Genomic DNA, 12,879 nt, shown 5'->3' with positions numbered 1-12,879 from the left:
TCTTGTCTGCATCGGCTCTCTACAACCGACCAGGGGCGGCTTTGTTAGTTCTACTATTTACAGCGCACTACACTAGTGGCCTGCTTTCTCTCGTTCCCACGCGCCGCGTGGGAACGAAAAAACCACGGATGGACACGGATTGTGATCCGTTTTTATCCGTGTCCATCCGTGGTTCTTCGGTGCGGTTTGTTCCGGTACAAATCCAATTAAGAAACGGCATTAGGATTTCTACTTCGTAGTTGTATCTTCCGCATCCTGACCGACCACGACGAGCCGCCGGCAGCTAACTTAATGGTATTCAATGCCATTAAGTTAAGCGTCACCGGCGCCGTTTGTGATTGCTTGATCGCTGTTTTTCGTTCACTCTCTCCTCAACCCCTCTCCCGCCGGGAGAGGGGCTTTGAAGATTAACTTAATGACATTGTAATGGCGTTAGGCTGGAGAGATCCGTCATGCGCATAGACCAATTGGCTCTCAAGCACTTCAAGGGCTTCGAGGACAGGGAACTCTCCTTTCACCCGGAATTCAACCTGCTGGTCGGAAGGAACGGCACGGGTAAGACCGGTGCCCTGGACGCCTTGGCAGTGGCCGTCAGCAGTTGGTTTTGGGGGATCGGGGGGGATAACCCCCGCCACATTCGTCCGAACGAGGTGCGGGGCAATTTCCAGCACCATGAGGAGATCGACGACCAGGGACAACGCCATGTCAGCGTCAATTGGGAGTATCTGTACCCTTGTGAAGTAACGGCACGGGGCGAGGTACAGGGAGAGTCAATCAGCTGGCTGGAGGCACTAAAAGGCCCCGAGAGTCATGTTACCCACGAAGGGGCGACGCCGATCTTAGAACTGGCCTCGGCCGCGGGTACAGCTGTGCGCGAGGGCAAAGAGGTCTTTCTGCCTTTGATCTCATACTATGGTACCGAGCGACTCTGTCAGGGACCAGAATCGTTTCGGGTAACGGACCTGACGCGATTATTCGATAAAGAAGGACAATCCCGCCTGGCGGGCTATGGGAACAGCATTGATCCGAGACTATCAGTAGACCAACTTATCCATTGGATTGTCCGTCAGTCATGGATCGCTTACCAACGGAAGGGGAGGGCATCACCGGTATTCGAGGCGGTGAAAAAGGCCATCGTCGGTTGCCTGGAGGGCGCGTCCAATCTCGATTTCGATGCCGTCATCGGCGAGGTGGTAATCGAGATGGAAGATGAAACCCAGCCCTTTTCCAATCTCAGCGACGGGCAGCGCAGTACGGCGGCGCTGGTCGGCGATATGGCGCAGAGGGCGGCCAGGCTGAATCCCCATTATGGCGGCGCGGTGCTGCAACAGACCTCGGGGGTGGTGCTGATCGACGAGCTGGATCTGCATCTGCATCCGCGTTGGCAGCGCCGCATTATCGAGGATTTGCGCCGAACCTTCCCCAAAATCCAGTTCATCTGTACCACCCATTCGCCGTTTCTCATCCAGTCACTCCGCAGTGGCGAAGAGCTCCTCATGCTGGACGGCCAGCCTACCGCCAATGTGGCGAACCTGCCGGTCGAAGAGATCGCGCAGGGCATCATGGGGATACCCAATCCACAGGTCAGCATGCGCTATGAGGAGATGACGGGCGCGGCCAGGCATTATTTCGAGGAGCTCGAAGCCGCCGCGAAGGCCCCGGAAGAGAAGCTGGCGGAATACAAGGTGCGGCTTGCCGAGACCATCGCGCCTTATGCGGACAACCCGGCATTTCAGGCCTTTCTGGAGATGAAGCGTGCCGCGAAGCTGGGGGAATAGGCCATGCGACCGGTACGCAGAGGGCGTTCACCCCGACCCAACGATTTCGAGCCCTACCCGGACGCCAAACCGGCGCTGATCTCCAGGCTCGGCGGTTACTGTAGTTATTGCGAGCGGCGGATCGCCACCAATCTCGCCGTCGAGCACATTCAACCCAAGAATTTACCGGCCTATATCCATCTGGAAGGACGCTGGGAGAATTTTTTGCTGGGGTGCGTGAACTGCAATTCCACGAAATCGGATAAGGATGTCCTGCTCGATCATATCTTGCTGCCGGACCGTGACAACACCTTCCTCGCCTTTACCTATTCGCCCGACGGCACCGTATCGCCTTCCGCCGCTGCCGCTCGCCACGGAATAACCCGACAGGCGGAGGATACGCTGGCCTTGACCGGTTTGGATAAACGAATCTCCGCGGTTTTCGATGAGAACGGCAAGCGGGTGAGTATCGACAGGGTGTCACAGCGGTTGGAGGTCTGGGCGGTTGCCGAAGAGGCCAGTGCGGACCTGAGCAATCAGCCGGATAATAAGGATATCCGCCGCATCATTGTGCAGGCCGCCCTGGGGTACGGCTTTTTCAGCATCTGGATGACCATATTCAAGGACGATAGCGATATGCGCAATCGGCTCATCGATGCATTTCCTGGCACCAGGGAGAGCGGTTGCTTCGATCCCGCCGATGTTCGCCCGGTTTCTCCGGCCCCCAATCCTGATGACCTGGCGGGTGGCGGAAAGATATGAACAAAACGATTCCATTGTCTACGATGCGGTGATAAACGGGGATTTGATCGTCATCGAAAAAGATAACCGCTAACCAGCGAGGAGTACTTTGATGGCAACCTTTACGTTGGTCGATGATAGAACCATAGTCACACAAGATAATATGCGGTTGGGTGGTAAGATGCGTCTGCATCTGGCCGGCGTGGGGGGAAATAGAAAGGCGATTCAGTTGCACTCCACGAACCCGCGGATTGCCGGAGGGCGGATCATTGCCTTGTTCAATGGACCAAAAGGGATCTGGACGGTAGAAATAGACGCATTCGCGACGGGAAAGGCTGAGATACATGCAAAGCACAACGGCAAGGTTGTTGCGAAACTTCAGGTAACGGTTGCGAAAAAACTGACGCTTCCAGCGGCCACAACGCAAGAGGGCATGCTTGTACGACTGTTTTTGGCCGAAAGTCCCCCACCGGCTAAGTCTAGTTACAATGCGACTGATGCTAAAAAGGGGATGCAATGGATGCGTCTCGTGTTGGAAAATCGCCTTAAAAACAATCCCGGGCAATTTTTAGCCCCGGGTGCCAAGACAATCACGGATATCGTGAGGGCCAGAGGCCAGGTCGAGGGATTCGAAAACTATCCCACATTAAAGGCCGGGCTACAGGCCCGTATCAACGACATTGTAAAGATAGCCAATGACGACAGCGACCGACGTCAGGAGAAACACGAAACCTTTTTGCTCAACGCACTCGAAGTGGCAACGGGTAAAGCCGTAGTTTTGGATCCATGTCCGACTAGACTGTACGGATGGCGCACTGCGGATAGCCGTTCTCCAGGTGGGCGTTTCAAAAAATATGGAACGCCGTTATCAGGAAATCAGTTTTACACCCTCGAGCCTGAGAAACCGTCTAAATGACGATCGAGATAGAGAGGACCTTGGAAAATTCCCTCCATGGGATTTTTCAAGGTCCTCTCAAGTGACAGACTTTGCCCCGGTTCCTTCCCTCATGCCATTGGATTTTCTATCCTATAGGACGACACATGCTTACCCGATCGACAAAAAAAGTTCCACTGGCCGTGTTTTTCCTGGCCTGGCTGAGTAGCCCATTTTCGGGGACAGTCGCTGCCTCCGATAATCCGGTTTCCATTCGTCAGCATCCCCACATCCAACACCTTATTTCCAGCCTGCAGCTCGTGGTGAATGAAAAGGCCAGGAAAAACAAGAACCATTTTTTTATTGCCAGGTATCCCGCCACGCGCGAATATACCTACATGTTGTGGCGTGAGGAAAATGTGTTATGGGCTCTGGGACTGGATGATTCTCCAACAGAGTATTGGTGTAATGTTGTACAATTTTTCAACAGCCGTGATGTGATCGATTTGGAGACAGGTGTTGTTCCCACGGATGAAGAAGTGGGCACGAGTACGTATCTCGTGAGCCAACCCTGGGTCGATTCCATTGTCTACGATGCGGTGATGAACGGGGATTTGATCGTCATCGAAAAGGGTAAAAAGCCTAGTAAGAAATCCTGTAATAGCGGTGATTACCTTATTCAATGATAAACCGAGTGATGCGAACAAGCCGGATAGATGGCCCATGTCGGTTCATGCCGATGCGGTTCGTGTTACTCACCGCATTCTACGTCCCTGAATAGTCACGGTCCCCTTTGGTAATCCGTTGGGCCGGATTCAGCAGACTCAACTCAAACGACAAGGCTCTCAACACGAGACCCCATGGCACTCTTACAGATCTCGGAACCGGGCCAGTCCGTCGCACCGCACCAGCGCCGCTTGGCGGCGGGTATCGACCTGGGGACGACCAACTCACTGGTCGCTACCGTGCGCAGCGGCTCCGCCGTTACCCTGCCGGATGGGGAGGGGCGTCATTTGCTGCCGTCCGTGGTGCGCTTCGGCGGAGATGCAGTGATCGTCGGTGCGGAGGCAAAGGCCGCTGCTGTCGATGATCCGCTGAACACGGTCGCCTCCGCCAAGCGCCTTATCGGTCGGGGGCTGGACGACATCGAACGCTTAGGGAACCGTCTGCCGTATCAGTTCGTCCGGACGGATACCGCCGTTCCGCGCATCCGTACCCGCCGGGGGGATGTCAGCCCGGTGGAGGTCTCGGCGGAGATCCTCAAGGCGCTTGCCGCCAGGGCGGAGTCGGTCTTGGGGGGCGAGCTCTCCGGCGTCGTCGTTACGGTCCCTGCCTACTTCGACGAGGCCCAACGCCAGGCGACCAAGGATGCTGCCCGCTTGGCGGGACTCAAGATATTTCGACTCCTGAACGAGCCCACCGCCGCGGCGGTGGCCTACGGCCTGGATAAGAACGCCGATGGTGTCCATGCCATCTACGACCTCGGTGGCGGCACCTTCGACATCTCTATCCTGCGTTTGCGGCGCGGGGTGTTCGAGGTGCTGGCCACCAGCGGTGATTCCGCCCTCGGCGGCGACGACCTGGATCGTGCGGTGGCGCGCTGGATCATGGCGCGGGTCGGGGTCGAGGACAATGCCTCCCATCGCCTCCTGCGCCGGTTGCTGCGCGATGCCTGCGCCGCCAAGGAGGCGTTGAGCACGGCGGATCGGGTCCCCCTGCACCTCGAGCTGCCCAACGGCGTCCGATGGGAAGGGGAACTGGACCGGGCGACTTTCGATGCCTTGGTGGACCCCCTCATCGCCAAGACGCTGGTAGCCTGTCGCCGTTGCCTGCGTGACGCCGGGCTGCGACCGGACGCGGTGCAGGATGTGGTCATGGTCGGTGGCTCCACGCGCGTACCCCGGATACGCGAACGGGTAGAGGAGCTCTTCGGCACGCCACCGCTGGTAGAGATCGACCCCGACCGGGTGGTTGCCATCGGCGCTGCCCTGCAGGCGGACGTCCTGGCTGGCAACAAGGGGGGCGATGAGGTCCTGTTGCTGGACGTCATTCCCCTGTCTCTCGGTCTGGAGACCATGGGCGGACTGGTGGAAAAGATCATCCCCCGCAACACGACTATCCCGGTGGCCCGGGCCCAAGAGTTCACCACCTTCAAGGACGGGCAGACCGCCATGGTCATCCATGTGCTTCAGGGCGAGCGGGAGTTGGTAGCGGACTGTCGTTCATTGGTGCGCTTCGAGCTACGGGAAATCCCGCCGATGATGGCCGGCGCGGCACGCATTCTGGTCAGCTTCGAGGTGGACGCGGACGGGCTGCTCAGCGTTACCGCCAGGGAACAATCGAGCGGGGTCAAGGCCCAAGTTGAAGTCAAGCCGTCCTATGGGCTCACCGACGCCGAGATCGAGTCCATGCTGCGGGATGCCACGGCCCGGGCGGGGGAGGATCTGCAGGCCAGGCGCCTGCATGAGCAGCAGGTCGAGGCCGAACGAACCCTCGCGGCCCTGCGGGCCGCGCTGGCGAGCGATGGAGATGCCCTGCTTGACGCGACCGAGCGTGGTCTTGTAGAAGATGCCCTGTCGAAGTTAGAACGGATAGCCGCCGGCGGGGATGCGGAGGCGATCAGGATCGCCGTCGGAGACCTGGAGAAGGCCTGCGACTTCTATGTGGAACGGCGCATGAATCGGAGCATTCGAGCGGCCGTGGCGGGACACAAGGTCGAGGAATTCGAGTAGCCTATGACGAAGCTCATCTTCTTGCCGCACGAGGAGATCTGTCCCGAAGGCGCTATGATCGAGGCCGAGCCCGGTGTCAGTATCTGCGACGCCGCCCTGGCAAACGGCGTCGAGATCGAGCATGCCTGCGAGAAATCCTGTGCCTGCACCACCTGTCACATCATTATCCGCGAGAGCTTCGATTCCCTGGAGGAAGCAGACGAGACCGAAGAGGACCTGCTCGACAAGGCCTGGGGCTTGGAGCCGGAATCCCGCTTGAGCTGCCAGGCCCTGGTGGGCGATGAAGACCTGGTGATCGAGATCCCCAAATACACCATCAATATGGTGTCCGAGCAGCATTGAGTGGGGTGGGCTGTGCCCACCGATGGCTCACTCGGTGGTGGGTGGAGCCCACCCTACACTGCAGCGGAGAAATTTCATGGGCTTGAAGTGGACCGACACGTTCGATATAGCAATCGCACTCGATGAGGCACATCCCGACGTGGACCCACGCTACGTGAACTTCGTAGATCTGCGTGACCGGACGTTGGCCCTCGATGAGTTCGACGACGATCCGACGCGCTCGGGAGAAAAGATACTGGAGGCCATTCAGGCCACCTGGATAGAAGAGCGGGAGTAAAAACCACCTGCCGCGTAAATCACATTTACGCCCTAGCCTGCTCTGAACAAGTCCGGGACGGACTTGTTCAGAGCTTCCATGGGGGAATCGCTTTCGTTCAACCCCCTATTTTTTATCGGTTTGCTTCTCCAAGGTGGTATTCTCTTTCGAGGTGGTCTTCTTTGGGTCTTCTGATTTGCCGCAGGATGCGACAAAAAAGCAAGCGATCATTATCGAAGCGAGGAGAGCGGTGCGAATTTCGTATCTCATGGTATGCCTCTTTTGGTGTGCCTCTGTTTCTGACCTGAAGTCCTAAGTATAGGGTACTTGAAAAATTGCCTTCCTGGCAATCCTTCCAGATGCATTCCGATCGGGAAGCCCTGAACAAGACTCACTCGGTGGTGGGCAGGGCCCACCCCACGCTGCAATGAGGCAGCGGTTGGTTGTTTGAACCACAAAGGCGCGAGGGACGCAAAGATTTTTGTGGGGGTACCCCCTTGCAGGTGCCCGGATTATAGGATACGGCGAGCAAAACAAGCCGCATCGCCGGACCGACAGCCGACGGTGGAATGAGTCCAGGTGAAATTGAGTATGGGAAAGATTATTTTTGGTCGCTTCCCTGAAGCCACGGACCCCATGGGTCTGGGGCCCATTGGTAACCACATCCTCTTCCCTCGTCGCCACCGTATTTGCCTTGGTAGTGGTAAATTTCTAACTGATAGCGTAGTTGATAGTCCCAAAGACATTGAGTCCGCTGAACCGCGCAGCAACCCAACCTACCCTCTACCAGTCAAAGAGTTACCACTATCCTTGCCTTATTTCTTGGCTTTGACGTAGTCCTCCTCAGCTTTGGTGTATGTCTCCTTAGCCTTGGTATGGAGCGCTTCGGCTTTGGTATACATTTCCTCAGCCTTGGTATACATCTCCTTGGCCCTGGTACGCATCTCCTCAGCCTTGGTATGTAGCTCCTTAGCCCTGGTATGCGTCTCCTCAGCCTCGGTATGCATGTCCATAGCTTTGGTGTGGTCCGCCCCGGGTTTGGCGTGTGTCTCTGCAGCCTTGGTGTGCAGCTTTATAGCCTTGGTGTGCATTTCCTCGGCTTCGGTGTGCATCTTTTCGGCCTTGGCATGCACTTCCTTAGCTTTGGCGTAAGCTTCGGTGTGTTTGGCGTAAGCCTTGGCGTGTTCGGTGTAGGCTTTGGTGTGTTCGGCGTAAGCTTTGGCGTGGTCCTCGGCGGCATTAGCCAGGTTCACAGCCGACAGACTTCCTGCGAGTAGGGCACCGATGACGGCGGCAATGGGTTTGATCGGGTTCTTCTTAGACATGGATGCTCCTGGATATCGGTTTGGATTTCTACAGGTACTAAGGACTTGCCCCGTAATGATCCGGTCAAAAGCGGTGACCGGTAGGCTTACGAAGAACGATACTATATAACATATTGTACTGTATAACACACATTTTTCGGTCAGGCGAAACTCACTACGCCGGTTTGAATGCTTTTCAGCACTGTTCCCAGGGTAGTCCGCGCAGGCGCCAACCACCGATACTGCTGCGGTGATGATGGTCGTCGAGATCGCCCTCGAAGCCTTCGTCGATGTGGAAGACATTCTGCATCCCGGCTTCCAGCAAGACCTTGCCCGCCTCCAGGGAGCGCTTGCCGCTACGGCAGATGAGGATGACCGGCACGCAGGGGTTTTCCTGTGTGCACACCGCCCTGCCAGGCAACAGCTTCCGAATCTCGGTCTCGAAGTCCGGGTTGACCATCCAGTCGGGCTCGTCGATCCAGGCGACGTGGACGGCGCCGGTCGGATGGCCGACAAACAGGTACTCCATACTGGAACGGATGTCCACCAGGAGCGCTCGGGGGTCGTCCTGAAGCATTTGCCAGGCCTGTTGGGGAGTAAGGCTCTTAACGCCGTGATCGCTCATGGTTCCGAATCCTCTCTTTGTTTTTCAGATGTCAGGTAGCCGCAATGCGCAAGCGGTCCGCACAGCGGACCCTACTCTGACTACTTGCTTGACCGTAGGTCCGCTGTGCGGACCGCTGGGATGTTGCGGCCCATCTAGTATCCCATTTCTGCATATTTTGCATATAGCCTGTAGGGTGGGCTGTGCCCACCACTTCCGCTAGCCTATGAAAATTGTTGGTTAGTGTAGACAACAACCGGAAAGAGAACCACGGATGAACATGGATTGACACGGATGGAGACCAATCCGTGTCGATCCGTGGTTCGCTATCACACAAAGACACCAAGCCACAAAGGGGTATAAGGATTGAGAGAAGAACGCCAGAACGAGCGGAGAATTCTTGGTGTCTTTGTGGTTTGGTGTGAGAAAAATGAAAACAGCTACGGAGGGCGTTCCCTACGAACACGTAGAATACTGTGAAATGATGTACTAGGCCCCCGCCTGAGCCGATGCATCTGAACGCTTTCCTGTCTTCGTCTCGTCCCGTGCCGACTGGATCTCGCAGGCCCGAAGGTCCGGCAGGTGATCGAAATGCCCGCAGATTCCTTGTTCCTCCAGGATTTGAGACAGGGCCTCGAGGCGTTGGTCGAGGGCATGGATATGATCCAGCATCAGGTTGACCGCATTGGCGACCGGATCGGGGGCATCTTTGGTCACGCCGTAGGCGTCAAAGCCGATGCGCTGGGCGGTTACCGCGCGCCGTTCGTAGGTCTCGTCGGCCGCCGGCGGCTCTACCACATGGCCCGGCACCCCGACGATCGTAACCCCGGCCGGCACCGATTTGACCACCACCGAGTTCGAGCCGATGCGTGCCCCGTCACCGATCTCGATGGGACCCAACACCTTCGCCCCGGCACCCACCACCACATGGCGTCCCAAGGTGGGATGCCGTTTGCCCTTGTTCCAACTGATTCCGCCCAGGGTTACGCCGTGATAGAGGGTGCAGTCGTCGCCGACGACCGCCGTCTCTCCGATTACCACCCCCATGCCGTGGTCGATGAAGAGGCGCCGACCTATCCGCGCGCTGGGGTGGATCTCGATCCCGGTAAAGAGGCGCGCCAGGTTGGACAGCAGGCGGGCCAGCCATTTGAGGCCGCGAGTCCAAAGGGCGTGGGCGGCGCGGTGCATGAGGACCGCATGCAGCCCAGGGTAGGTCGTTAGAACCTCGAATCCGTTGCGGGCGGCGGGATCCCGCTCAAACACACAATCGATATCCTCACGTAATCGCTCGAACATAGGAGTGCTCGGTCATTCCTTAAGCTTCCCCCGCGGCATTCCCGTCGGGGTCGGTGGATGGGGCTGACCGGGAGGGGTCGGTCTTGTGAAATCGCCCCGGGGTCTTCTTCCCCTGCGCGGCGCTCAGGATGCCGCGCAGGATATTAATCTCTACCCGATCGGGGCGGGCGCGATTGAACAGACGCCGCAGGCGCCGCAACAACTTTCGGGACTGGGCGGGATTGCTGAATCCCGTATCCGTCATGGTCTGCGCTAAGTGGGCGTAAAACCCTTCCATCGCCTCCGCAGGTGCCGGATCTTGCTCGGTCTCCTCGGTGTACTGCTCCCCAGCCGTACCCCAGGTACGGCGTAGCTCATAGGCGAAGATTTGGGCCGCGGAGGCTACGTTCAAGGAGCGGAACCCCGGATCGGTCGGGATATGCGCAAGGAAGTGGCAACGCGCCAGCTCGTCGTTGGTGAGCCCGGAGCGTTCGCGCCCGAGCACCAGGGCCACCTCACCCTGCCGGGCCTCCGCCAGGAGCCGGCGGGCACAATCGACAGGTTCCAGCAACGGCCAGGCCACCGTGCGTAACCGGGCGCTGGAGCCGACCACTAATCGACAGCCGCGCAGGGCGTCCACCAGATCCCCGTGTGTCTGGGCGGCCGCCAGCAGGTCATCGGCGCCGGCGGCGCGGGCCACCGCCTCTGCATTGGGCAACACTTTGGGGTTCACCAGGTGCAGCCGGCTCAGCCCCATGGTCTTCATGGCCCGGGCCGCCGCCCCGATGTTCCCCGGGTGGGTAGTCTCTACCATGACGAACCGGATCCTGTGGAGTACTTCGGAGCTGGGGTCCATGGTCACGCTTTGAATCTATTCGCCGCTTCGGGTATGGTGCCCACCATGCACCCCATGCTCAATATCGCCGTCCGGGCCGCGCGCAGCGCCGGTCGTATCCTGCTGCGCTACCTCGAACACACCGATGGGATCGCCGTTACCGACAAGCGCCGCAATGATTTCGTCAGCGAGATAGACCGCAGTGCCGAGGAGGCGATCATCCGGGAGCTGCGCAGCAAGTACCCGGATCACGCCATTCTGGCCGAGGAAAGCGGCGAACGCCAGGGCAGTGATTTTCAATGGGTGATCGATCCCCTGGACGGCACCACCAACTACCTGCACGGCTTTCCCCAATTCTCCGTCTCCATTGCCCTCAAATACCGCAACCGTTTGGAGCAGGCGGTGGTCTATGATCCGTTGCGGGAGGAGCTCTTCACCGCCAGCCGCGGTCAGGGTGCCCAGCTCAACGACCGGCGCCTGCGCGTGACCGATCGCCCATCCCTGGAAGGCGCCCTCATCGGGACCGGCTTTCCATTCCGAAACCATAGCCTTCTGGACACCTATTTGGGTATGTTCAAGGTCGTGCTCCAGAATACGGCGGGCATCCGTCGTCCCGGCTCCGCGGCCCTCGACATCGCCTATGTGGCCGCGGGCCGGCTGGATGGCTTCTGGGAGCTGGGGCTGGCCCAGTGGGACATCGCCGCCGGTGCCTTGCTGGTCAGCGAGGCCGGCGGTATGGTGAGCGACCTGGCCGGCGGCGACCGGTATCTGAAGACAGGCAATGTGATTGCCGGCAACCTCAAGGTCCACCAGGCCATGGTCGCTAAGCTCCGGCCCTTTCTCAGTGACTCCCTCAGGGCCTGAACAGTCGGAATTAAGGAATGATGAATGATGAATGATGAGTGCGAAGTGATAGCTGCTTTTGCAGACACAAGGGAATCGCACAAACAAGCCTCGCCTACCGGTCGCCGGCGGTTTCCCTCCGCGGGTAGGGAGAACACAAGGCTGGTAGCTGGCGACTATCGAAACCTCATGATGAACGTCTTTCAATAAATCGGAGCCGTACATGCAAGTTGAAGACAAATATCTCAATCCCTTTACGGATTTTGGTTTCAAGAAATTATTCGGCATGGAGCCGAATAAAGATCTGCTTATCGATTTTCTCAATGAGCTGCTGCGTAGAGATGAAGGAGAAATCAAAGATATTACCTACCTTTCACCGGAACAACTCGGGAGAACCATTGGTGAGAGGAAAGCCATTTTCGACATTTATTGTGAAAACGCACAGGGTGAAAAGTTTATCGTCGAGATGCAGAAGGCAAAGCAGAATTATTTTAAAGACAGAAGCGTTTACTATTCGACATTTCCAATTCAGAGTCAAGCCCAAAAGGGTGGTTGGGATTTTGAATTGAAGTCAGTTTACACGGTTGGCATATTGGATTTTGTCTTCGATGAAGATAAAGGCAGTAATCAAGTCTTTCATCATGAAGTGCAATTATTCGATAAAAGTATACAAGCGGTTTTCTATGACAAATTGACCTATATTTATCTCGAAATGCCGAAATTCACTAAAACGATCGACGAATTGGAAACCCATTTCGACAATTGGCTTTATGCATTGAAAAATCTTGAGAATCTGACAGATAGACCCACAAAATTACAGGAAAGCATCTTTAACAAGCTCTTTGAGCAAGCGGAAATTGCAAATTTCAATGACGACGAATATAGTGAATATGAAGAGAGCTTGAAGATCTATCGTGATTTGAAAAATTCATTCGATACAGCGAGAGAAGAGGGCAGAGGAGAAGGTAGAAGGGAAGAGAAAATCACGATCGCCGGAAAATTGAAACAACAAAATATACCACCTGAGATCATTTCTCAAAGTACCGGCTTGCCAATAGAAAAAATCGAGAAATTATAACCCCGAACAATGGACTTTCGTTCGCCCTCTCCCCAACCCCTCTCCCGCCGGGAGAGGGGCTTTTCAGGTCACCGAAACCCCGCTGCGAACCTTCGAAGACTGTAGGGTCCGCTGTGCGGACCTTCTAAATGTCAACAGGCTCTTTATGGATTCCGGACTGCTAACGATCATAGAAGGGTTCCAGCGGACGTTTTGGAGTGCGGCGGCCACTTCACCCTGCTGCTTACCGGAACCTCCA

13 protein-coding genes are annotated in these 12,879 nt (G+C 56.9%); 9 read left to right on the top strand and 4 right to left on the bottom strand.

What is annotated here, in order from left to right:
* Window positions 1–452: 452 nt before the first annotated feature.
* The 7 genes from BQ17_RS10185 (at window position 453) to iscX (ending at window position 6,723) form a co-directional block, all read left to right on the top strand.
* Entirely contained in the window at window positions 453–1,778 is a 1,326-nt protein-coding gene (locus BQ17_RS10185; RefSeq protein WP_089726741.1) for an AAA family ATPase, read from the top strand.
* 3 nt (window positions 1,779–1,781) lie between these two features.
* The gene (locus tag BQ17_RS10180) at window positions 1,782–2,519 is read left to right on the top strand and encodes an HNH endonuclease (RefSeq protein WP_089726740.1); all 738 of its coding nucleotides are present in this window, start codon (window positions 1,782–1,784) and stop codon (window positions 2,517–2,519) included.
* Window positions 2,520–2,610: 91 nt separating this feature from the next.
* Entirely contained in the window at window positions 2,611–3,414 is an 804-nt protein-coding gene (locus BQ17_RS10175; RefSeq protein WP_089726738.1) for a hypothetical protein, read from the top strand.
* A 125-nt stretch (window positions 3,415–3,539) separates the two neighbouring features.
* The gene (locus BQ17_RS10170) at window positions 3,540–4,058 is read left to right on the top strand and encodes a hypothetical protein (protein ID WP_089726736.1); all 519 of its coding nucleotides are present in this window, start codon (window positions 3,540–3,542) and stop codon (window positions 4,056–4,058) included.
* Between the two features lie 174 nt (window positions 4,059–4,232).
* On the top strand, window positions 4,233–6,104 hold the full coding sequence (gene hscA / locus BQ17_RS10165) for a Fe-S protein assembly chaperone HscA (RefSeq protein ID WP_089726734.1): 1,872 nt from the start codon (window positions 4,233–4,235) through the stop codon (window positions 6,102–6,104).
* Between the two features lie 3 nt (window positions 6,105–6,107).
* Complete coding sequence (gene fdx / locus BQ17_RS10160; RefSeq protein ID WP_089726732.1) at window positions 6,108–6,446, top strand: ISC system 2Fe-2S type ferredoxin; 339 nt, start codon at window positions 6,108–6,110, stop codon at window positions 6,444–6,446.
* Window positions 6,447–6,528: 82 nt separating this feature from the next.
* Window positions 6,529–6,723 carry a Fe-S cluster assembly protein IscX gene (gene iscX / locus BQ17_RS10155; protein ID WP_439645664.1) on the top strand — a complete coding sequence of 65 codons (195 nt, stop codon included), beginning with the start codon at window positions 6,529–6,531 and terminating at the stop codon, window positions 6,721–6,723.
* 794 nt (window positions 6,724–7,517) lie between these two features.
* On the opposite strand, the gene BQ17_RS10150 is transcribed toward iscX, so the two are convergent.
* From BQ17_RS10150 to BQ17_RS10135, 4 genes are all read right to left on the bottom strand, one after another.
* Window positions 7,518–8,027 (bottom strand): hypothetical protein, encoded by a 510-nt coding sequence (locus BQ17_RS10150; protein WP_089726728.1) that lies wholly within the window; start codon window positions 8,025–8,027, stop codon window positions 7,518–7,520.
* Between the two features lie 175 nt (window positions 8,028–8,202).
* On the bottom strand, window positions 8,203–8,631 hold the full coding sequence (locus tag BQ17_RS10145) for a rhodanese-like domain-containing protein (RefSeq protein WP_089726727.1): 429 nt from the start codon (window positions 8,629–8,631) through the stop codon (window positions 8,203–8,205).
* A 468-nt stretch (window positions 8,632–9,099) separates the two neighbouring features.
* Window positions 9,100–9,906, bottom strand: coding sequence for a serine O-acetyltransferase (gene cysE / locus BQ17_RS10140; RefSeq protein ID WP_089726725.1), 807 nt, complete (start codon window positions 9,904–9,906; stop codon window positions 9,100–9,102).
* A 19-nt stretch (window positions 9,907–9,925) separates the two neighbouring features.
* Window positions 9,926–10,699 (bottom strand): RNA methyltransferase, encoded by a 774-nt coding sequence (locus BQ17_RS10135; RefSeq protein ID WP_256091540.1) that lies wholly within the window; start codon window positions 10,697–10,699, stop codon window positions 9,926–9,928.
* An 87-nt stretch (window positions 10,700–10,786) separates the two neighbouring features.
* Here BQ17_RS10135 and BQ17_RS10130 point away from each other — a divergent pair, with 87 nt between their 5' ends.
* Window positions 10,787–11,584, top strand: a complete 798-nt coding sequence (locus tag BQ17_RS10130) for an inositol monophosphatase family protein (RefSeq protein WP_089726743.1) — start codon at window positions 10,787–10,789, stop codon at window positions 11,582–11,584.
* Window positions 11,585–11,786: 202 nt separating this feature from the next.
* Complete coding sequence (locus BQ17_RS10125; protein WP_089726721.1) at window positions 11,787–12,641, top strand: Rpn family recombination-promoting nuclease/putative transposase; 855 nt, start codon at window positions 11,787–11,789, stop codon at window positions 12,639–12,641.
* Window positions 12,642–12,879: the final 238 nt, after the last annotated feature.

Origin of the sequence: Candidatus Thiosymbion oneisti (genome assembly GCF_900092655.1) — a bacterium.
Classification (GTDB): Bacteria; Pseudomonadota; Gammaproteobacteria; order Chromatiales; family Chromatiaceae; genus Thiosymbion; species Thiosymbion oneisti.
This window is presented reverse-complemented; position numbering and strand designations above follow the sequence as displayed.